Genomic DNA, 23,168 nt, shown 5'->3' with positions numbered 1-23,168 from the left:
GAGGAAGTAGTTTATTCAACCAATGGGCAGGTTTTACTAACGGTTCCGAGATCATGGGGGTTCGTTACCGTATAAGGGATAGGGGTGGCTTTGAAACAACTCGCTTTCCTGCGGGGGACCTGGCAAGCCTCCTCGGTCGTTGTCACTCCCTATGGGGTCTTGCCTAACTCCTTCTCCCGCGGGAGTCTCGTCGTTTCAAAGCCACCCCTTTCGACATGGAAATGAACGAACCCCGGCATAGGAGAATGCATCTTACCTATGCTATAGGATAAAGCCTCACTCAACACGATTTTTCTGTTCTCCTCACGAAAGCAAGAAGGTCCGGGAAATTGCGCATACCCGTGAAGCTAACATACGAGTAATGCTAAGGAAGAGTTATTACTAATAAGAGTTTCAATATTTTTACAGTAATGAACGTAACTTCACCATTCGAAGTCAATAGTTCCAGGCTTAAGAGAATAACATTATATCACGGGTGGTATCTTTATCACTTTGAGTTTCTGTATGCATGTTAGAAGTCGGTACGTAGCTATTGATATAACAGCATGTTTATCCTCTGTTTTCTTTATGGAGGAAAGCCCCCCCTATTCGGGCCCTCCCAAACTCCATACGGCAAACGGATTTTCTTATTATTAAACAATCTGGGGCTTTCAGTTTAATAAGAAAAGTATAAAACTATCCAAGCCGTTGTCTTCACCAATTGTAATGTTATTTAGTGTGTTATATCAGTTCGATAATTCTGTTGCTGTTTTGCCTTCTAAATATGTTTTGGTACTCGAGAACCGAACCTGTTACGAAAAAAGCATCCGGCTTCTTTTTAAAAGGAGGTCGGATGTTTTTCGTTTAGACTTATAGTGATATAAACACTCTTGCCCAGTTTATTTTCCGAAAGATGATAAAAACTTTACTCGATCACCCATCGGAGGGGTGTGATCGTCGACGAGAGCAATCTCTAAAATAGCTGGGCCTTCTTCATTAAGTAAGGTTTCAATGGATTCAGCTTTTAATTCTTCCATACGGTCAACATGTATACTAGGAACCCCAAGAGTTTTAGCTAATGCTGCAATATCAACAGGTTCTTGAGCAAATCGTTCATGGACACGCTGGTATTGTAACGAATGCCCATGGTGTACCATGCCTAAACGAGCATTATTCATAACGATAAATAAAACAGGGATATTATACTCTTTCGCCGTCAATAATTCCATCCCATGCATAAAGAAACAACCATCCCCAGTTATGCTAACAGACGGTCGATTATCATCCGCTAATTTAGAACCTATTGCACTGCCAATTCCACTTCCCATTGCACCGAAGTGTACATTTATATCAAAGCTGTCCGACTCTAATACGTTCATGTAGTGAATTACATAAGCCATGAATTCTCCGATATCTATGCTGTAGCGCGTATCTTTTGGCAATAATTTTTGTAACCTCAGAAGAACATTTTTGGTGCTGTATTCATCGTTGATCGCATCTAATTGACGGTTAGCATAGGTTGGAAGGGTTTGTTCATACCCTAAGCGTTGTAATCCGTCATTGAGTGAGGAAAGAGTAATTTGTGTGTCTCCTAGTATCGGGAGGTTAACCGCGTATTTGCGATTAAATACGTTTTGATCAAAATCAATTTGGATCATCATTTTGTTTTTACTAATGTTTGGATTATAGTTATTTGTCGCTGTTTCACCAAGACTTGATCCAACAACGAGTACGGTGTCAAAATCGCCTTCATTAATCAAGTTAGAAGCAGAGTCATGTCCAGCAAAACCAAACACTCCCTTCAAAAGTGGATGATGATCAGGGACAAGTCCTTTGGCTTGAGGGGATGTAACAATCGGCCATTGCAACCGCTCGGCTAATTCCAGCAAATTTGGCACCGAATCCCGAATCCCCTGTCCTGCAAATATGTATCCCTTTTTCGTTGCTGATAGTGCTTCCACGGTTTCTTTAATTACAGTGTCCTCTGGAAGGAGGGGGGTATACTGAGGAAATGATGGCAAAGATTTTTCTTTGATTTCTGCTAATTGTATATCAATAGGCATGGCGATATGCACAGGTCCAGGAACTCCAGTTAAGGCATTCTCAACGGCTTTGTGAATCTCATCTAATAAATCTTCCGCATGATCAACCCTTTTACTATATTTAGTAACCGATTTATACATAGGGTGTGCATCAAGTTCTTGGGAAGCATTTAGTCCTACAGTATCTACTGGAACAGCTCCCGTTAAAAAAAGGATCGGTAGGTGCTCGCGCATCGCATTTGCCGCTCCTGTTAAAAGATTCGCACCCCCAGGGCCGCTACTGCCTATACAAACAGATAACTCTTTGGAATATTTAGTATAAGCAGCGGCCATATAAGCAGCTGCCCCTTCGTGTTTTGTTACAATAGGGGTGATTTCAGGAGTGTCATACAGTTCGTCAAAGAACGCGTTTACCGATCCTGCAGGTATGCCAAAGACATAGGATACGTTACCACTTTTTAAATAATCAACGACAGCTTTTACAGATTTCATTGTTTTCCCCATTTCATTTTATATTTATGATGTGTGCACTCTTTCAATCACATCTTCAGGTTTCAATGGACGGCAATAGTAAAAACCTTGGATTAAATGACAACCATGATCTGTTAAATAATTTAACTGCTCTTCCTTTTCCACACCTTCTGCAATCACTTCTAGTTGTAAACTATTGGCTAATGTAATAACCGTATTAGTTATCGCTGCATTGTTTGGATTATCAGGTAAGCCATCAATAAACGTTTTATCAATTTTTAACGTATCAACAGGAAAGTTCTTTAAATAAGCTAAGGAAGAATAACCTGTACCAAAGTCATCAATTGAGATTTTTACACCTAACTCTTTAAGATTATGAATAACAGCTAAGGTCTTTTCGGTGTTATGAATAATTAAGTTTTCTGTTAGCTCTAGTTCAAGGGATGCAGCGGGCAACTGTGTTTCGGTCAAGATCAATTGAACTTTGTTTACGAGATCTTCCTGATTAAACTGTTGTGGGGATAAATTCACAGAAACAGATAGATGTGGAAATCCCTGGTTATGCCAGAACTTCGTTTGTTCACAAGATTTCCTTAGTATCCATTCTCCTATTGGAATGATTAACCCAGTCTCTTCTGCTAAGGGGATAAATTCTTGTGGTCTTACTACTCCTTTGTTAGGGCGGTTCCATCGGAGGAGAGCTTCCAAACCTATGATCATGTTAGTTTTAGAGTTAAATTTTGGTTGGTAGACCACGTTCAGTTCATCATTTCTCAAAGCCTTATAGAGATCATTCTCAAGCTCAACATTTTCTATCCCTCGTTCTTCTTGACTAGGGCTATATAATTGAAAGCGATTTCCGGAAAGTTGTTTCGCTTTATACATAGCTGCATCTGCATGCTTTATGAGCTGTTCTGGATTCATTCCATTTTCCGGGAAAATACTAACTCCCAAACTTGTTTTTACAGCTACTTCTTGTTGATTAATATGAAAAGGATCTGCAAATACTTGTAATACCTCACGGGCCCAATCTGTTGCCTCTTGTTTAGACTGAATGCTAGGAAGAAGAATAATGAATTCATCCCCGCCTTGACGAGAAACTGTTGTTTCTTTTGGCAATTTGCGAATTAAGCGATCGGATATTTTTCTCAGAACCTGGTCGCCAAAAGTATGTCCGAATGTATCGTTAATTTTCTTGAATCGATCCAAGTCTAGAAAAAGTACACCTAGAGAACTACCGTAAGATTCGGAATAATTTAAGGCTTGGTGTAAACGGTCTTGGAAAAGCACCCGGTTAGGAAGGTTTGTTACGCTATCATAATAGGCATGATACTTTATTTTTTCTTCCATTTGTTTTCGAGTGGTAATATCTTTAAAGGTGACTACATATCCTATTGTTTCCCTGTTCTCAATTTGAGGAGTAATCACAAATTCGACAGGAAAACGACTACGATCTTTTTTATGAAAATACTCATCTTCTGCACCTTTGTCTTTTCCATCACGAAGGTTCGGCGAAAATAACCCAGATTGATCGGACAAGCAATCTTCAAAAATATTTTGACATGAATAACCGATGAGTTCACTTTCGTGTTCGTAGCCCAAAATATGGGTGGCCGAAGGATTGCAAAAGGTAATGGTTCCCTCAAGATCTAACCCAAATATTCCTTCTCCGGCTGAATTAAGAATAAGCTCCCTTTCATGTCCAATTTGTTTCACTTCTTTAATTACATGTTCAAGTTCACTGTTTTTTTCGGTGAGTTCAGACGTTCTTTCAGAAATGATTAATTCTTGTTTTTCAATAAATAGTAAATTGGATAAAACAGGTGCTGTAGCATCTGCAATTGATTCAGCTAATTGCATGGCTGACTTTGGATATTTTTGATCTCTTTCGTTCAAGTTGACAATGGCAATGGTTCCTAGCACATTACCAGTAGCAATCATCGGAATTATGTACATACCTTTAATGCCAAATCTACGGCAGGCTTCGTGATTTGGGCGTGGATCACTTAAAGTATCGGCGATAAAAATGGATTGTTTGGTCGAAATTACTTCTTGAAATACTAAATCCTTATTAAAATCCACGGCAAGGTGGCTATGTGTATTTTTCCACTCTTCCTCTGACCAATCACTATCCTTACTAAGGCTTGTAGGGTTAAAGTGGCGTTGTGCCACGGGATCAATAATGTGGGAACCAATATTTGGGTTATCTAGTACCTCTCCAATATACTGGAAACATTTATCCATCACTTCTTGTAGCGTAGAGCACATAGACAATTCCCTTGTGACATTAAGTAAAAGTTGCTTATCAGCAATTAGCGATTCTTTTCTCGTTAAATTTTTAGAATTACGGACAGCGACGGCGGCCATGTTCACGTAAGCTTTAATTGATTCGATTTCAGATTTTGTAAGATTCATAGGCTGACCATAATCAAATAAAAATACGAGACCGTACATTTCCTTCTCATATTCCATCGGGAGTACAAGTAATGACTTTATTCCAAAGGCTTCGATTGCCCTTGGGTCCGGCCTATTGTCCCTTGATGTATCGGGGATATAAATGGCTTTTTTCGATTCAATGACTTCCTTAGCTAAATGGTCATACTCTGTATCTACTACATGCATATCTAAAGACAAACCATTGATGAGTTCTGGTTTACCTACAAATCCTCGATAAGTGCCATCCTCTTGCGGGAGGTAGATACCGACAGAGTCACAACGTACAATTTCTTCGGATATTGCAGTGACTACATGCTCTAGAACTTCTTTTAACTCTAATTTCGTATTAATTAGCTTAGTTATCTGTGCTAACCGAGAGTATCGAGTTTGTTCGTTTGCGATATTCATTCACCCCAATAAACGTTATTTGTAAAGGTATAATGCTTATTTTCCTAAATTCCCGTATTGATATCTTCCTATTTCGGAAAAAATGAGAGTGAGCATGAAAGAATTTCCATGTTCACTCTCTAATTATAACTCTATCATATCAAATTTAAAATAAATCCTGCACCAACACCTATTAAAACGACAGCCCAAGCGGGGATTTTAAAGAAATGAAGGCAAGCAAAAAGAACTGTAGCTAGTGCAAAGTCTGCATTGCTTGTTATGGCACTAGTAATAACAGGATCATAGAAAGCCGCCAAAAGAATTCCTACAACACTCGCATTAACTCCCATTAATACTCCTTGGAATTTTGAACGTTTCCTCAACTCATTTAAGAAAGGGAGAGCGGCAATAAGAAATAGGAACGAAGGAAGGAAAATGCCTATAGTTGCGACGACTGCTCCAGTAACTCCTTCAATCATAGTTCCTAAATAACTGGCAAATGTAAATAATGGTCCAGGTACGGCTTGTGCCATACCATAACCTGCCAAAAATTCTCCTGAATCAATCCATCCAGTAGGCACGACTTCTCGTTCAATCATCGGTAATACCACATGACCTCCACCAAACACGAGCGAGCCTACTCGAAAGAAAGTATCAAATAGTTGAACGAGCATATGGTCTGTTGTTCTTGCGATTAATGGTAAGAAAGCAAGAAGACTTGCAAGGATTGCGAGCGAAGCAGCCCCTGCCTTTTTCGAAAATGTTACGGGGAAGGGCTCAACTTTTGTATTAGCAATCTTTGCGAATAGCTTTGATCCCAATAGTCCTGCGACCAAAATAATAGCTACCTGCATCCATGCGGAGGGAAATAGGAGCATTATAAATGCCGCAGCTAAGGCCAGTCCTATTCTGGTTAGGTCTGGGGTTAGTTTTTTACCTAGACCGATGAGTGCGTGTAAGACTACAGCGGCAGCTACAACTTTCAGACTTTGTATAAACCCGGCATCACTGAGGTCATACGTTTGATAAATTAATGCGAAAAAAATAAGAACAAGAATCGATGGAACCGTAAATCCTAAAAATGAAACAATTCCACCTAATAATCCTCCACGTAACATACCAATTGCAATTCCAACTTGGCTACTCGCGGGACCAGGTAAAAATTGACACAATGCAATAATATCAGCATAGGTCTTTTCATCAAGCCACTTCCGTCGATCAATATATTCGTCTTTAAAGTAAGCAAGATGGGCTACGGGGCCACCGAAAGAAGTAAACCCTAGCTTTGTTGAAGCTAATAGAATTTCCTTTAGTGTTCCTTTTGATTTGTTCATAGTCTAATCCCCCTTAGTTCAGTCATCATGTAACACTTCTTTAGCGAGTTCACGAACTTGTCGTTTCCCTTCCTCAAGCACACGCTTCCCGTCTTCTGTAATGGTGTAATATTTTCGAACCTTACCATTCACTAACTCCTCGTATTTATAGAGAAGTCCTCGTTCATGAAGCGATTTGAGTGTAGGGTAAAGGGTGCCTGGGCTAATATCATAGCCGTGTGAGGCAAGCTCCTGGATGAGAAATGCTCCGTAAATCGGTTCTACTTCAGCGTGAAATAATATATGAATTTTAATCGATCCTAGAAAAAAATCCCTCAACATAAGAATGCGCCTCCTATATCGTGATCCGATATCAATTTACAATATCAATCATAAAAAGGCAATAAAAAATACGTAAACTTTACAAAAGTTTACGTATTCTTAAAAATCTTTCTTATTTAGTTAACTCATCTGTTACGGCATCCAAAGTCATTTCATGAGCGATAACGCCATCAATTGTCCAGTGACTTGGATTGTTCATCGTATAAACTTGATCATTTTTAGCAGCTGGAGTACTCTGCCATACCGAACTGTTTTCAAGGATTTCAAATCCAGTTTCATTTTCTTCGCCTACGACAAACACGTGATCAGCATCAAGCTCTCCTAGTTTTTCTAAAGCAATAGGGTTCCACTGTTCTTCTTGCTCTAAATTTTGAATGAATTCAGGCTGAGTTAATCCTACTTCATTATATAAAACTTCAGCTCCATAACGTGACGATTCAAAAACGTAAAATTCTTCACCTAGCGTCCATATGAACGCAACGGATTCATCACCTATTGCTTCTTCTAGGCTTTCTTTCGTTTTTTCTACTTTTTCATCAAATTCAGCTAATACTTCATCTGCCACATCTTGTTTATTTAAAATTTCTCCCATTCTAGTAAGACGCTCTCGCCAAGAAGAATTGACCTCATCTTTATATATGTAAGTAGGAGCAATTTGCTCATATTCTTCATATGTCCCATTTTGCAATGATGATGGAGAGTTGAAAATGATCAAGTCAGGCTCTTGGCTTAACGTTTGTTCAAGTGGTAGATCCCAGCTAATTGTAGGCACGTCTCCTAACTGTGGTTGCAAGTAATCTAGCACGTCTTCTCCTATTGACCACTGAGCGACGGGTTCAACCCCCAAGGCAACTAAAGAATCTTCTAAGTAGGGAGCAAGGATTCGTTCAGGATTTCCAGGGATAGTTACCTCTCCTGAAGCATGTTCAAGTGTACGTCCTTCGTTAGTATTCTCTTGTTCAGTATTCCCAGAATTAGCGGATTCTTCTTCACTGTTGCTACAGGCAAACAATGTAAGCGTGAAAAGTAAACTAAGTATAGATAAAATGCTCTTTTTCATGACAATTTTCCTCCTGTGTTTGAATAATTAAAGACCTTCCTCTCGATAATGATAATCATTTTCACTAAACAAGTCAATCCTTTATTTTGTTTAATAGGTGTTTCTTGAACATTTAAAAAATCTACCATATACTTAATGGGTGATAATGATTATCAATTTTAATATTTTACATAAAAATTGTTGAATGGCAAAGGGAGGGTTGAGATAGAGTGGGGCAATTAAAACAAACTGAGAACGAGGGGGTTCCAAGACATCTAGGAAGAGCCTCTTTTATTTTTATAATGGCAACTCTTGCTCTAGTGGTTTCGCTGGGCTGGTCGATAGTCCTTGGAGCAGCGGATATTAATGTAGCTACCGTTTGGCAAGCGGTTTTTGCGTTTGATGCTAACGAGACGAAACATCAAGTAATCCAAGAGCTACGCTTACCACGGGCGATAGGAGCAGCGTTAGTTGGAGGATTTCTAGCTGTTTCTGGAGCTGTTATGCAAGGATTAACTAGAAACCCACTTGCTTCCCCTTCCATAATGGGAGTAACACATGGGGCCGCTTTTGCCCTTATCATAGCTCTCGTGTTTTTCCCTTCACTTACCAATGTAGGAATGACTGTTGCTTCCTTTTTAGGGGCTGGGTTAGCGGTGATACTTGTATTTGCAGTAGGTGCTTTTTCAACTAGTGGCTTAACACCAGTCAAGTTGGCACTGGCGGGAGTTGCAATCGGTGGTATGCTCAGTTCCCTTTCTACAGCAATTTCCTTGCACTTTCAAGTAGCCAAGCAGATGAGTTTTTGGTACGCAGGAGGACTGGCAAATACAGACTGGACATCTGTGCAAATTCTTCTTATTGCAGGGGTGATAGGGCTAGTTATTGCAATTGCTATTTCAAAAGCAATGACCGTGCTTAGTTTGGGTGAAGACGTATCAAAGGGTCTAGGGCAAAATACGTGGCTTGTGAAGACATTGGGAGTAATAGTCGTTTTCCTTTTATCAGGAGCAGCAGTTTCGGTAGCGGGGACGATTGGTTTTGTGGGTTTAGTCATTCCACACATTACACGTTTCTTGGTCGGAGCGGACTATCGATTAATCATTCCAGTATCGGCAGTGCTTGGTGGATTATTACTAGTAGTAGCTGATACGGGAGCACGTCTCGTTAATGCTCCTTACGAAACTCCTGTGGGGGCCATCACGGCATTCATTGGCGTCCCTTTCTTTCTATATTTAGCACGCGGTGATAGGAGGGGAATGTAGTGGAACGAGATAACAAACGTTTTATAGGATGGTTGATCAGTTTACCTATCCTTATTCTTGTCATATTACTTATTAGTTTGAATTTGGGACCTATACAAATTAGCCCAAGCGAAGTCTTTCACACGCTGCTAGGAGAAGGGGACAATAGACAAGAACTCGTGTTATTTAGCTATAGGTTACCGGGAATTGTTATTGCTTTGTTTGTTGGAATGGCTCTAAGTGTTTCCGGAGCTATTTTTCAGGGAGTCACTCAAAATGATTTAGCAGAGCCTGGAATATTAGGAATTAACACAGGAGCAGGGTTCGTTGTTGTACTTTATATCTTCTTTTTTCAGTCTTCGATGAGTGCTGTAAGTGGTTGGGGGGTATATCTTTTACCTCTCTTTGCTTTAATTGGAGCATTTATAGCTGCAATGATTGTGTATGCTTTGGCTTGGAAAAAAGGAGTCAATCCAATCCGGCTTATTCTCGTTGGAATTGGCGTAAATGCTGGCTTTAGTGCAGCTCTTATTCTGTTTCAAGTTCAGATGAATCCACAAGATTTCATGCAAGCTATGGTTTGGCTCTCGGGAGATATATGGAGTGCAAATTGGAGCTTTGTATGGGCTATCGTTCCATGGATTGTAGTCTTGGTCGCTTATGCTCTTTATAAAACTCCTGCACTTAATGTCCTGAATTTAGGCGAGGATCTGGCAATGGGGTTAGGGGCTCCTGTAGAAAGAGACAGAAGAATATTATTATTCATAGCTGTTGCTCTTGCTGGCCTCTCTGTTGCCGCGGCCGGCGGGATTGCCTTCTTAGGATTAGTCGCCCCCCATATTGCAAAACGCGTGGTTGGTCCAAAACATCAAAGGTTACTGCCTGTATCAGCTTTAATAGGTGCTGTGATTTTATTAACAGCTGATGCAATCGGAAGCAATATCATTGCGCCAGCTGAAATCCCTGTAGGCATTGTTGTGACAATTGTCAGTACCCCTTATTTTATCTATTTATTAATGAAAACGAATTAAGGAGAGACATTCAAATGAGCGATCTATACGACGTGACTATTATTGGTGGAGGAACAACCGGACTTTATACTGCTTTTTACAGTGGCATGCGTGGTCTCAAGACAAAAGTTATCGAGTACCAACCAGGACTTGGGGGGAAGGTCTCATTTTTCTATCCTGAAAAAGAAATTTATGATGTAGGTGGATTTCCGGGTGTGTCGGGCGACGACTTAGTGGCTAAAGTAGGGGAGCAAGCATTAAGCGTTGACCCAACAATTGTAATGGAAGAAAAAATTCAAGCGATTGAAAAGCTTGAAGATGGTAGTTTTGAATTAACCTCAACTAAGGGGGCAAAACATTATTCTAAAACGGTTATCATTGCTTCAGGGTTAGGAACTTTTGATATGCAGCCTTTGAACTTGAAAGGAAAAGAGAAGTACGAAGGGAAACAAATCCATTATACCATTCAACATTTAAAACAGTATGCTGGAAAGAAGACAGTTGTTATTTCTGATAGCCGTGTAGGGGTCGATTGGGCTTTAGCGCTTGAAAACATAGCATCAGAGGTTCATATCATTAATCGTGGCAGTGAATTTAAGTCAGTTTATGAACATGATGTGGAGAAATTAGAGCTGTCGAGTGTTCAGATTCATCGGGAGACGAAAGTTGCAGAGCTAACGGGAACTGCAAATGAATTAAAAGAGGTTGTCTTAGATAATGGTTTAAGTCTATCTATAGACGATGTTTTAGTTTATGAAGGGCTTAAAATTGAAAAAAGCTTGTATGACCAATGGGGGTTAACTACAGAAAAAGGCCGTATTCCTGTGGGTTCAAATATGAGTACAAATGTCGAAGGAATCTTTGCTGCCGGCGATGCAGCTATATATCCCCATAAAACGATGTTGATTGGATCCGGTTTCTCAGAAGCAATGAATGCTGTAAATGGGGCCAAATCTTGGATCGATCCAAAGGCGAAATCTCAGGTGTATAGTACGGTCATTTATAAGCATTCATAGAAAAAATGGGCATCTTCTTTAGCTGGATGGTTGTTAAACTAAAACATCCAATTTTTCAACAAACAGATGGTTCGCTTGCTTTATGTTGGGTTGGCAGGAAAAGTGTGTTTTCCTGGGCAGCCCTTCTTTATTGTGTGAAAGTACCAGAACATGAAGTATCAACATTCATGAAGAAGAGGCAACAAATAAAGTTATATGACGGATTACGAAGCATTTTCTGTTCTTCTGCTTGTTGAGTCTCTGATTCTTAAGGAAAGGAGCGCACGAAAATGGCGACGTTCATATAATCTCTCCACGTTTATTGCTGTTTTAAATAGCGCTGATCCTTTAGAAAGAGCTTCCAAAATAGAATGAAAGCAGGAATGAGAATGGAGAAACCAACTGCATAGACGATTAATAAGTGATAGAAAACGGTCGGATTCGTGAATCCATCGGCAACTGTTAGATCAGGATAGATCAAATATGGAAGATGAGCAGATCCATAGGCATAGATGGCAATGGCATATTGAATGATTATAAATATAACGGCCAGTCTTGCGAGTCCATGTCGGCCACTGCTTCTTTTAAAATAAAGGGAAGCATAGCCAAGTAGGAAAAAAAGAATTGATAAGCCAAACCAAAGAGGATTTGCCTCAATATTACTAACCAACCAGGAAGCTTCCTCAGGCATAGTGCCAATTGTTAGCATAGCAATAATAATGGAAACCGGCCCGAGCCATTTTGCATGTAGACGATAAGTATGATAAGCAGACCAATCTTCAGCTTCCTTAGCATAATCCATTAGAAATACAGCGGAAATAAAAAGCTCAGTAGAGAGTCCAAAAGCGATATGCATGTATAAAGTGGGATGTGTAAGTAGCTCTCCATATTGCAACTGCGGATAGTCATCGACAATCTTTATAAATCCACCGAGCGTAATTGGGAGTATACTAACGAGTAAAGCAGGTATGATCAATCCCGTGACTCCTGATGTAATGACTAAAACTCTTTTATATTTGTTTGCATGTTTAGCAAAAACCATAAATGTCGTTCGAATCGTAAGCAGTACGAGACCGAGTCCAACAGGTATCAAAAGTACACTGCCAAGCATTGTGGTTGCAAAAGGAAAGAAGCTGACTAGAGCGACAACAAAAATGACGAAAAAAACATTTGTTACCTCCCATGCAGGGGAAAGAAACCGATTGGCAATTTGTGATGCCCCGGTTTTGTTACTCTGTCCATAAATCATCCCCCAAAACCCTGCTCCAAAGTCTAAGGAGCCAAGTATGGAATAGATAAATAGTAAACTCCATAAAAGCGTAATGGCTATGATTGATGGTTCCAATTTGTTTCTCTCCTTTTATTGAACGGGTTTCACGGATATATCTATATTTGCGGATAAAACTAAAATTGTTATCTTTCAGCTAAATCTTTCTCAACAGGATTACGCTTAAAGTAGTACCTCATTATAAAGCCTGTAACAAATAGTAAAATCACATAAAGCGATAAGAACAATACAAACAAAACGCTGACACTGCTTGATTTCGTGGCGGCATCACTTGTGGGTAATACATCGGTGATTGTCCAAGGCTGCCTTCCTATACAGCTAAAACACCAGCCTGCCTCTATAGCAATTAGAGCTAATGGCCCGCTTACCACTAGGAGGGCAAGCATCCAATCAGGAAATTCCCGCTTTAGAACATGCCGCCAGAAAAGGGCGATAAACGATAGTGCAATCAAAAGTGTGCCAATCCCCACCATGACATTAAATAAAATATGAACGTAAAGAGGGGGCCATAGTTCTTCGGGGTACTCATTCAGTCCGATGACTTCTGTATCAAAACGATCGCCTGCTAAAAAACTAAGTGCATAGGGTATTTCAATGGCATATTTTACTTCCCGATCTTCTAATGATGTATATCCGCCAATCGAAAGTGGCGCATAACTAGTTGTTTCAAAAAGCCCTTCAGCTGCAGCTAATTTCCGTGGGTTGTAATCATGGAGCATTTGAGCTGCTTCGTGACCGTTAATGGCTGTAGCTAGTGACATAAAAGCACCGAAGTATAATGAAATCATTAGTGCTTTTTTATGATAAGCTCTTTCTGTGCTTGATATGTGCTTCTTCATTAAGCGAATCGCAGCAATTGACGCAATTAAAAAAGCAATCGTCATATAGGCGGAGAGCGTCACATGAATGGCTGTTACGCCAAAGCTCGGATTAAAAAAAGCCTCCCAAACATTTACATTAGTAATGACCCCAGACTCCGACATTTCAAAGCCAGCAGGGGTGTTCATCCAAGCATGTACATCTGTAATTAAGATTGCGGATGCCGTGGCTCCTATGGCTACAGACGTAATGCTCACTATTCTTAGCGCGCGCGGTAAGCGATCGGCCGCATATAAATAAATTGACATAAAGACAGCCTCGATTAGAAACGCAAAGATTTCTAATTGGAAAGGGAGGGAGATAACTTGTCCGACAATTTCCATGAAATTTGGAAAAAGCAAAGAAAGCAGGACGGCCACAATCGTTCCAGAAGCAATCGAGACAGCCAATAAGATAGCAAACCCCTTCGTCCAACGTTTTGCCATCAAGGAATAATCCTCATCTTTCTTTAACCAATACATAACTTCAGCTAAGATAATCATAATCGGTAGGCCAACACCTATTGTTGCGTATATAATATGGAAACCCATTGATGAGCCAAATAAAGTACGGGCCATGACTACTATATCCATTTTTTCACCTCATAGATTTAATCCCGTATTACGACGAGCAGTGAGGCCTTACCATCAAAAGATGGAAAGTTCACCTTATACAGTTAAACAGCCTATCCTTATAAGTGTGGAAATAAACATAAAAAAAGTCACTACCATAAAGGTAAGCAGATCGGTTTTGGAGTACAAAATAGCAATTTGTGCCCTTAATTGAACTGCTTTTTAATATGAAATTGCAGGCTAATTGCAATTGAAATCACACAACTAATTGTTGAAGTTAAAGGTTGCAGGTATTTTTAAGGTGAAATGAGTAAAAAAACTTTATTTAACTAACACAGCAGGATTGTTGAAGACTCGATTCCGAGATGATTGTGTGGAGAAAGGGGCGGTGGGGAAGGAGTCGCTTTCCGTGGGCGTGCGCTGAGCCTCCTCAGGCTGGCGCCTTCCGGGGTCTCATCTAACCCGCGTATCCCACTGGAGTTTCCCCCTTCCCCACCGCCCCTTGCCGTATGTTTTTATCGAAATCATGCTGTTCTACCGTTACTGTTAAAGTATGATGTATCTGCCTTTACTCCAAAACCATGAATTTCCGGATAGTCGGCATAATCATTCGGGAGACGAAAGGATCGAATCCATAAATCCTATGCGTGAAAATAATGGATTTCGTTCTCAATAAGATGAAATTCCTGCCTGTCTACTAGCTAGTTGACCCTACCCTTGTTTTAAAAAGGAAACAGCGTTGACATTGAAACGTTCATGCAGAGTTTGTTTGAAGATCGAGGTCTTGAATTGAAAGAATATAGCGCTCCATAAATGATGTAAGCTGTTTCTTTTAACAGTGTACAGAGACTCAAGAATTTCAGGCTGCAAATGGGGTTACATTTCTGTGTGCAAAAAACCACCCTAAACACCCATGAATATGGATTTATCAATGAAAAAGAGCATCAAATTGTGTTACAATTCAATGCTCAATTTATATTGCATTTTTAAAGTTTGTACTCCAAAACTGAACTACTTACCATAAAGGTAGTGACGGGAATTATTTTGTACATAGAACCATCCATTCATCAATTGAGAATTCTAGAACTTGCTCAGCTTCTAGTTTGATATGAAAGTATTTTGACTGTTCTTCTGAACTTTGTTTAAAATAGTTTTCTACTTTAGTGACACCTTTTGAATCTAGCGTTCGGTTTGCCCAATCGTCAAAGGGGAGCGTTTTCTTTCGAGTGAGTTCTCTTCGTAGTGAGAAGTGACTTTCATGTAATAAGTTTTTCCACTCCGAGATCTTTAATGCTCTACTGTGGCTAGTGTCTCGCATTTTCTCAAACGAATTATAAAAATGATCAAGTCCTTCATCTTGGGGTGCCACATTATCAATCATTAAAAAATAGCTTCCAGTTTTTAATACCCGATGGACTTCATTTACAAACTGCTTGGGGTTTGGAAAATGGTGTGGTGCAATTCGGCAAGTGACTGCATCGAATGATTGTTCAAGAAATGGAAGATCTTCCGCATCAGCTACTACATAATGAAGGTTCTGAAGGTTTTGCATATGTTTGGCTGTGTTTCCAAGCATATCTTTCGTCAGATCGTTCGCAAATACATTGTTAACATAAGGACTGAGTTGCTTGGCCACATGTCCTCCCCCTGTAGCTATATCGAGTATTGTCCATGAAGATTGAGGGCGTAACCAATCTGTTAAGGTGTCTAAGTCACTTTGATTACTGTGAGTGGAGCTCGTTACGTACGCTTCTTTACTTTTAGAAAAATTTTCTTGAACCACACGTTTAATGGAATCTGACATCAAATCGCCTGCTTTCATTTTTTAGGTTACTTATTAGTATAATCCGGTTCATGGGATTAGGGGAGTATCGGATTTCAATCGTTAGTGATAAGTTTAGGTTATATTCGAATGATGATTAGGTAATAGGCTAAACAATAAATGAATCATTCTATGTAAAAAGGCCGTTTCTCTACAGTAGAGAAACGGCCTTTCAGGTATATTAACAATGTTTTGTGTAAGCTCCTGTTAAATTTTCTGTGATTTCTTCTACCTCAAAGTCTTCTATTTCTTCACGAGGAATAAAGTGAACAACTTGTCCATCTTTTAGCAGGGCCATTGATGGAGAGGAGGGCTCATACCCTTCCAAATGATCTCGCATACGGCTGGTTGCTTCACGGTCTTGTCCTGCAAACACAGTAACGAGCTGATCTGGTTTTTTATCAAAAGCTAATGATTCACGTGCAGAGGGGCGTGCCAGTCCGGCAGCACATCCGCATACAGAGTTCACGAAAACAAGAGCTGTACCTTTTGTATTACTGATGAACTTATCCACCTCTTCGGATGTAGTAAGTTCGGAAAATCCTGCATTCGTTAATTCATCACGCATAGGTTGGGATATTTCTTTCATATAGGCTTCATATGGATTCATTGGAAAGACCTCCTGTTATTTTTGTTTAGTCGCCTGGGTCATCTGGTGCCAGACAGAACCTTTGGCTTCTTCTCCGCCTTCAATTCTTTCGATGGCCATATTAACTTGCAAGCGTACTTCAAATTCAGCATCACTCTTAGCTTCCTTTAAAGCTGGTAATGATGTTTCGTCTCCTAATTCATAAAGGAACATGGCAGCACGCCAGCGAACGAGACGATTAGAATCCTTAAGCGAATCAATAATTTTAGGCATGGCTTCTTTATAACCAAGGTCTGATAAACAATCACCTGCTGTTCTTCTAACGGTAACTGTTTTATCATCTAATGCTTTATACAAGTATGGTAATACTTCGGGCTCTTCAATCATACCGAGGTACGCGGTAGCTAATCGGCGTATGGATGCTTTTTGGTCGCTTAATGCTTTATCCAAAACAGGTAAGTCTTCCTGTGTTGGGTTCATACGGTCGAGGGAAGCGTACCGTATTTTCCAATCCGGATTATCTAAAGTTTCTAGTGAAACCTTGGAAGAGTCTGTCTTTTCTGGTTCTGGGCTATCTTGGTCAAACGCTTGTTTAACTAATCCCCCCAGCCTTTTCTCGTCATAGCTAGCGGATAATTCTTCTTTCACTTGTTCACCAATCTCTTCCGTATCTCCGTAGCGAGGGTTCTGTTCAACCCACTTTCGCTCCATAATCATGTTAGGAGAAGCGGGTGCAGCTTCCATGGCAGCTTCCATAAACCGATCAGGAAGACCTACACGTTTTTCTTCGTCCCCTTCTTCCAATTTGATTTGCATAGGAAGTCCTCGGAACATTTGAACGAAAACCTTCACTTCGCCAAATGCATCATCTGCGTTGACCTTTTCTTTTGATTCGGAAGACTCGACAACTTCTTCTGAACCGAAAACGGAACGAACTTGGGGTAGAATGTCTTCCCAAGGCACTTTAGCACTACGCTCCAATGCTATAAAATTAGTTACTTGATATAGTCCTTTTACTCCTTCAATATTAAAAAGGTTGGTAACGAAGTCAGGAGCTTCATCTAAATTGTCTCCTTGTTTATAATTACGGCTTTCTCCACTTGGGAGTTCTTCGTTTACATTAATTTTCATCGAGTTAGGGCTTGGTGTCGGTTCAATCGACACTATCTTCATTGGATGGTCCCCCTATATATTGACTTATGTTAATTTTACCAAAGAAAGCAGTTCACTTCCATTGATAGGCAAGTGCAAGTGATATGGAAAATAAAGGTTGTAAATCAATTTATACCTGTGTAATGTTACACGTAAAGTGTTTACATGATTGAAAGAATGGGGAGTGTTCTAATGAGTGAGCGATCTAATAGGGAGAGAGAGGAAAGTTTTCATAGAGAATTAGAGAATTTAAAAAACAATAAATACATAACCGAACAAGACTATATACGTTTATTTGAGGCTCATAAGAATTATCTAAATAACCAGCAGGAATCTGTAAATGTGAATAACCGTAACAGAAAGATATTGAATTCTAACGACGAGGTCATTAAAGATGATGACATACGGGAAAAACCTCAAAAAACCCCTGAATCTAAAAAAATGAAACCAAAAAAACAAGTTAGTAAGGAACAAGTGCGAGAGCGGAATATTACCTGGTCACTTATCCTCGGAGTTGTTCTTTTGCTTATTAGTGGTTTGTTTGTAGCAACAAGTCAATGGGATCAGATGGAATCAGGTTTAAAGGTGTTTTCTATATTCTTTGTTTCTTTATTCTTTTTAGGACTTAGTTTTCTTTCAAGAAAATATTTAAAGATCAACCAAACTTCCTTTGCGTTCTTGACTTTAGGTAGCTTATTGATACCAATAGCTATATTTGCTATCGGTTATTTTGAATTATGGGGTAGTTACTTATCCATCATAGGAGAAGGTAGGTATGTATTAGGATTAATGGGTGCTCTTATTCCCTTGCCGTTATATGTTAGAAATGCATTTCAGCATAAATCTAGGCTGTTTGTTTGGATTTCTTTCATCTTTTTATCTTTGTCGTTTGCTTTTGTACTAGGGTCGTTAAAGTTATCGGTTGATACAGACTATTTATTCCTTATGCTATATAATGCGGTTTTACTGTTCTTGTATGTTCGACTGAAGGAACATAAAAAGTTGATGCTATTTACGAAAGAAATGCCTTTATACGTCCAAGCTAATCTTATTTTATCAACATTGATGATGATGTTTTTATTTGAGGTAGAGATTTTTTATAGTTTCAATTTACTTTTGACAGCAAGTTTATATATGGCGATGGTGTTTGTCTATAAAACTAAAGAATATCAATTTGTCTTTTCTGCTTTATTCGCTTATAGCGTGTATCAATTGGTAGAACACACGACATTACAGTCTATTGATACGATTATATATGCGAGTGTAGGGATCATCTATTTAGGATTTGCATATGCAGGACGACAGCATGATTTTATAAAAACATCTTTCCTATACACAAGTGGAGTGATTTCGTTTTTTGCTTTTATTTATGTGAGTTATCAAGGAATTCTCATTCAATCAGAAGAGGGAAGTGTTCTTCTGATGTTAGCTTATCTTGTAGTAGCTTTGAATTATGGTGTGCTTGCCTTTCTTGTAAGACAACTGATATTTCAATATTTAACACCAGCTTTTATTTACGCAGCTTTTTGGCAGCTATGGCTAATGACTGAAATCCCTAATTTGCACCTGGAGATGTTTATGTTTGGTGTGGGAACAGGAATGCTGCTTTTTATAGGGGTTTTCTCAACCCACATTTGGCTTAAACCTATTAAGGATAGCAGTTTTTACACAGCAGTTATAGTTATGGTGCTATGTGTCTGGTTTGGAGCATATGTGTATAGATACGGTGAGACATCCTTAATGTTATTTGTGGTTGGAGTCTTAGCTTATATTGTAGCTAGACAGGCAGATAGAAAAGAAGTAATTGTATCATCTATTTGGCTTCAGCCTGTAAGTTGGTTTCTTGCTCATATTCTGTTATATGAGTTATTGGTTAGCAATGTACAAAATATGCAAATGTATTATGGTTCATCTCTTCACTTCGCTACTGGAGCCTTGATCTTAATTGGTGTTAGTGTTGGTTATCAAAAAATAAAGCAGCAAGATTTTTCAAATTCTAACTTTTACGTGGGACAGGGTGTTTATCTTTTTGCAATACTCCTCCTTCTAGACGGTGGAGTAGGAGGTGTTGACTCTTTACGGTCGCTTCTATTGTTTATAGGGGCGGGGCTGTTCACATGGCTCGTTCTTCGTACAAAGATTAAGCATTTATGGATGCTTCCATCCCTTACCATTTTAGCTTTATATATGTCCTTAATACCGGTTTTATCGCTCGACCTCTTTTCACATGTAGTCACTTTTATGATGTTTGCGCCAGTATTGCTAATAGTAATAAGTACGTACGGATCTAGGAAATGGCCAGAATTAAAATCGTACTTTTTCTGGACAGCCCATGTCACTCTTATTCCGTTAATTGGATTAATTCTAGTAAACCAAATTTATCAGCCTACTATATCTCCGATCATATTAATTGTACCAATGGCTGTATATGTTTATAGTACTATCTTCAGCGAGATAGAATGGAAAGTTAAATCTTTTTTATATTTAGGATTAGCAGTATTATTTGGTTTCGTGAAGACAGTTTCTCCGTTCTATAATTGGTTTACAACCATACCTACAGTTTATTCTTGGCTGGTTGCTAGTATTATTTTTAGTGTAATATGGTTTATCGTTCCCAGTGCTTGGAAAAAGCGAATTGAGTGGTTCATTATTCCCTTTTCAATTCTAGGATTATTTACGGTTATTTATCAGGGTGGACTATCTTACAATGAAATGTTCCTGGTGATTGGTTACCTTGTAATCAACTGTTTTTTTATAGAACGAAGAAAGTGGTCTATTGTGAACTTCATTCCTTTATCAGCGACACTCTTTATGTGGGATCAATATCGGGAATCGGTAACTTCAGGAATGCTCCTTCTTCTCCTTGTCCTGTCATTTGTTATATTAGTAGGGGTAGGACGTATTTTGTATGACCGTATAGTTATATATAGAGAAAAGCGCTTGGATATTGATAGTTATTCTTGGGTTGCCCTCACGTATACTGTTTTTATGGCAACGTTTATAGAATGGGGAGATCCTGTTTGGATTAAAATCACTCCTTTATTACTTTTAGGATTTTGGTTTATTTTAAATCGTCTCCGATGGGGTAATCTCAAAATGGAGCGTGTATTTGAAACGTTAGGGGTTGTAAGTTTTTACTCCACTTATCTGCTTATCGTTCATGAATATAAAGAGAATCTGCCAGATTTAATAATTGCTGAGCTACAATCATTGCCGCTAATAGGTGTATTGATTTTTATTCGTAATCATACGTGGAAGGATTACAGGGGAGTATTGAGTCATGTACAGCTTGGTCTTCTGTTATTTATCTCTGCCTATCTAGTGGTTGATGCTATTCAAAATCATACGATATGGGATGCATGGATCATTGGTGGTTTGTCATTACTTTCTATGATTGTAGGTATGCAGCTCCGCATTAAATCCTATTTTTTCGTAGGAATGGGTGTGCTTATATTTAATGTTATCTATCAAACTAAACCCTACTGGGGTAATATGCCGTGGTGGGCTTATCTTCTAATAACTGGTTTTCTATTGATTGGAATAGCGAGTTATAATGAATGGCAAAAGCAACAAAACCATAAGCCCATAGATACAAGATTGAAAAAAATATGGAATGCCTTAAAGAGATGGAATTGAGTAACGGGTTAGGTGCATGTATTTTTGAAAAGCCAATAATTAGTGAAACGTGTGACGCATTTAATCGTAGAATAGTTGATATGAAAAAAAGGAGGGGTTTCTGAAATGGCAGAACCCGTGATGCAGTTAAAGGGCTTGAAAAAGAATATAAAGGGTAAACCTATTATTAAAGGGTTGGATTTTTCTATTTACAGTGGAGAAGTATTTGGTTTTCTTGGTCCTAATGGAGCTGGAAAAACGACAACCATTCGGATGATGGTTGGTTTAATGAGCATGACTGAAGGAGATGTGCTGATAAAAGGACATAGTATAAAAAAGGATTATAAGCAAGCCATTCAATATGTAGGTGCTATTGTGGAGAATCCCGAAATGTATCCTTTTATGAGCGGTCGTAAGAACTTGATTCATTACTCACGAATGGTTCCAGGTGTAACAAAGGAACGAATAGAAGAAGTAGTTAAGCTAGTAGGCCTTGAAAAAAGGGTCGATGATAAAGTTTCTAAGTACTCACTTGGGATGAGGCAGCGATTAGGAATTGCTCAAGCTTTATTACATAATCCTTCCATTCTCATTTTGGATGAGCCTACAAACGGTTTGGATCCTTCTGGAATTCGTGAAATTCGTTCTTATATTCGACGGCTAGCTGCTGAAGAAGGAGTAGCTGTTATTGTATCCAGTCATATTCTATCGGAAATGGAAATGATGTGTGATCGAATCGGTATTATTAAAAATGGAGAATTGGTGTCAATCCAATCCGTAAGTGATGCTCTTCAGCAGTCTGATAAAAAAGAAATAAGTATTGAAGCTCAATCCACTAGTGAAGCGCAAGCTGTTTTAGAGGAGTTAGTTGAAGGAAGTATTAAACAACAACAAGGCGAGTTGATTTTCACGGCTAAACGGGAAGATATACCTGTTATCATCAATAAATTAGTAGAAAAAAACATCGATGTTTACAGTGTAACAGTGACTCGCTCGACTCTTGAAGATAAATTTTTGGATTTGATTGGAGAGGGAGCCATTGAGTAACTTTATTCAGTTAATTAAGAATGAACAGATGAAAATGTATTCACAAATAGCTACTTGGGTCATGCTTATTATTTTAGCTGTATTTGTAATCGGGTTTGGTGCTATTATGAAAGTAGATGGGGGAATGTCAGATAATAGTCAGCCAGCTGGGAGCGACTGGCGAGAAGAACTGCAGGCAGATAATGAGCGAATGGAAAATGAAATGGCGGAAGAGTCGGGATTTACGAGTATGAACGAAGAACAAATGACAATGAACGAATATCGGTTGGACAATGACATTGCTCCAGGTGGTTACGATGCATGGAACTTCGTCCAAGAAAACCGTTCGAACATACCTATTATTAGCTTGTTAACAATCATTGTTGCGGCAAGCATTATTGCAAATGAATATAGATGGGGTACAATTAAATTATTATTAATACGTCCGATTTCTCGTACAAAAATATTAGCAGCTAAATTTGTGTCAGTCTTAATTTATTCCGCAACCATGTTGTTATTGCTATACGTTTTGTCTTTTATTACGGGAGCTGCTTTATTTGGTTTTGCAAGCTTAGATCAACCTTACTTATTTATGCAAAATGGGGAAGTCCATCAAGCGCCGATTTTTCAGCATACTGTTTCTCAGTATTTGCTGAGCTCTGTGAATCTCTTGATGATGACTACATTTGCGTTCATGATATCAACGGTATTTAAAAATAGTGCATTAGCTATTGGTGTGGCTATTTTCCTTATGATGTCTGGGAACATGATTGTTGGTTTCTTTTCAGACAAGGAATGGGCAAAATTTATTTTATTTGCCAATACAGATTTGAATCAATTTTTTACAGGAACGCCCCTTATCCCTGATTTAACACTAGGATTCTCAATAACTGTACTTATCGTTTATCTCATTTTATTTCTTGGGCTGTCTTGGGTTTTCTTCACGAAGCGTGATGTAACGAATGCTTAATTTGAAAGGAAGTGTGTA

The 23,168-nt window shown here is 39.0% G+C and carries 16 protein-coding genes; 6 read left to right on the top strand and 10 right to left on the bottom strand.

Annotation, left to right across the window (positions count from 1 at the left end):
* Positions 1-878 precede the first annotated feature (878 nt).
* The 5 genes from ACFQIC_RS13740 to ACFQIC_RS13720 form a co-directional block, all read right to left on the bottom strand.
* On the bottom strand, positions 879-2,513 hold the full coding sequence (locus ACFQIC_RS13740) for a thiamine pyrophosphate-binding protein (protein ID WP_204709230.1): 1,635 nt from the start codon (positions 2,511-2,513) through the stop codon (positions 879-881).
* A gap of 24 nt (positions 2,514-2,537) precedes the next feature.
* A complete protein-coding gene (locus ACFQIC_RS13735) occupies positions 2,538-5,336 on the bottom strand; it encodes an EAL domain-containing protein (protein WP_390217234.1) in 2,799 nt (932 codons plus the stop codon).
* Positions 5,337-5,470: 134 nt separating this feature from the next.
* The gene (gene chrA, locus ACFQIC_RS13730) at positions 5,471-6,649 is read right to left on the bottom strand and encodes a chromate efflux transporter (protein ID WP_204709232.1); all 1,179 of its coding nucleotides are present in this window, start codon (positions 6,647-6,649) and stop codon (positions 5,471-5,473) included.
* Between the two features lie 18 nt (positions 6,650-6,667).
* Entirely contained in the window at positions 6,668-6,970 is a 303-nt protein-coding gene (locus ACFQIC_RS13725; RefSeq protein WP_204709233.1) for a PadR family transcriptional regulator, read from the bottom strand.
* Between the two features lie 112 nt (positions 6,971-7,082).
* Positions 7,083-8,030, bottom strand: a complete 948-nt coding sequence (locus ACFQIC_RS13720) for an iron-hydroxamate ABC transporter substrate-binding protein (protein WP_204709234.1) — start codon at positions 8,028-8,030, stop codon at positions 7,083-7,085.
* A gap of 281 nt (positions 8,031-8,311) precedes the next feature.
* On the opposite strand from ACFQIC_RS13720, the gene ACFQIC_RS13715 reads away from it, so the two are divergent.
* From ACFQIC_RS13715 to ACFQIC_RS13705, 3 genes are read left to right on the top strand one after another with little or no spacing between them, the layout of a single operon-like run.
* Entirely contained in the window at positions 8,312-9,274 is a 963-nt protein-coding gene (locus ACFQIC_RS13715; protein ID WP_204709301.1) for a FecCD family ABC transporter permease, read from the top strand.
* Positions 9,274-10,284 carry a FecCD family ABC transporter permease gene (locus ACFQIC_RS13710; RefSeq protein WP_204709235.1) on the top strand — a complete coding sequence of 337 codons (1,011 nt, stop codon included), beginning with the start codon at positions 9,274-9,276 and terminating at the stop codon, positions 10,282-10,284. The genes ACFQIC_RS13715 and ACFQIC_RS13710 overlap by 1 nt, the downstream gene beginning before the upstream one ends.
* A 14-nt stretch (positions 10,285-10,298) precedes the next feature.
* Complete coding sequence (locus tag ACFQIC_RS13705; RefSeq protein WP_204709236.1) at positions 10,299-11,279, top strand: NAD(P)/FAD-dependent oxidoreductase; 981 nt, start codon at positions 10,299-10,301, stop codon at positions 11,277-11,279.
* Positions 11,280-11,577: 298 nt separating this feature from the next.
* Here ACFQIC_RS13705 and ACFQIC_RS13700 read toward each other — a convergent pair whose 3' ends face one another.
* From ACFQIC_RS13700 to ACFQIC_RS13680, 5 genes are all read right to left on the bottom strand, one after another.
* Positions 11,578-12,603, bottom strand: coding sequence for a cytochrome d ubiquinol oxidase subunit II (locus tag ACFQIC_RS13700; protein WP_204709240.1), 1,026 nt, complete (start codon positions 12,601-12,603; stop codon positions 11,578-11,580).
* A 68-nt stretch (positions 12,604-12,671) separates the two neighbouring features.
* Positions 12,672-13,997 (bottom strand): cytochrome ubiquinol oxidase subunit I, encoded by a 1,326-nt coding sequence (locus ACFQIC_RS13695; protein ID WP_204709241.1) that lies wholly within the window; start codon positions 13,995-13,997, stop codon positions 12,672-12,674.
* A 1,018-nt stretch (positions 13,998-15,015) separates the two neighbouring features.
* Positions 15,016-15,780, bottom strand: coding sequence for a class I SAM-dependent methyltransferase (locus tag ACFQIC_RS13690; RefSeq protein WP_204709242.1), 765 nt, complete (start codon positions 15,778-15,780; stop codon positions 15,016-15,018).
* 199 nt (positions 15,781-15,979) lie between these two features.
* Positions 15,980-16,408: a BrxA/BrxB family bacilliredoxin gene (locus tag ACFQIC_RS13685; RefSeq protein ID WP_204709243.1), complete on the bottom strand. Its 429-nt coding sequence runs from the start codon at positions 16,406-16,408 to the stop codon at positions 15,980-15,982.
* Positions 16,409-16,423: 15 nt separating this feature from the next.
* Positions 16,424-17,560 (bottom strand): conserved virulence factor C family protein, encoded by a 1,137-nt coding sequence (locus tag ACFQIC_RS13680; RefSeq protein WP_204709245.1) that lies wholly within the window; start codon positions 17,558-17,560, stop codon positions 16,424-16,426.
* Positions 17,561-17,731: 171 nt separating this feature from the next.
* On the opposite strand from ACFQIC_RS13680, the gene ACFQIC_RS13675 reads away from it, so the two are divergent.
* From ACFQIC_RS13675 to ACFQIC_RS13665, 3 genes are all read left to right on the top strand, one after another.
* Positions 17,732-21,175, top strand: coding sequence for a hypothetical protein (locus tag ACFQIC_RS13675; RefSeq protein ID WP_204709246.1), 3,444 nt, complete (start codon positions 17,732-17,734; stop codon positions 21,173-21,175).
* 105 nt (positions 21,176-21,280) lie between these two features.
* Positions 21,281-22,201, top strand: coding sequence for an ABC transporter ATP-binding protein (locus ACFQIC_RS13670; protein ID WP_204709247.1), 921 nt, complete (start codon positions 21,281-21,283; stop codon positions 22,199-22,201).
* Positions 22,194-23,150, top strand: a complete 957-nt coding sequence (locus ACFQIC_RS13665) for an ABC transporter permease (RefSeq protein WP_204709248.1) — start codon at positions 22,194-22,196, stop codon at positions 23,148-23,150. Before ACFQIC_RS13670 ends, ACFQIC_RS13665 begins: the two co-directional genes overlap by 8 nt.
* Positions 23,151-23,168 lie beyond the last annotated feature (18 nt).

This window comes from Halobacillus seohaensis (assembly GCF_042663045.1).
Classification (GTDB): Bacteria; Bacillota; Bacilli; order Bacillales; family Halobacillaceae; genus Halobacillus_A; species Halobacillus_A seohaensis.
Note: the sequence above shows the minus strand (reverse complement) of the source record. Positions and strands in the feature narration are given on the sequence as shown.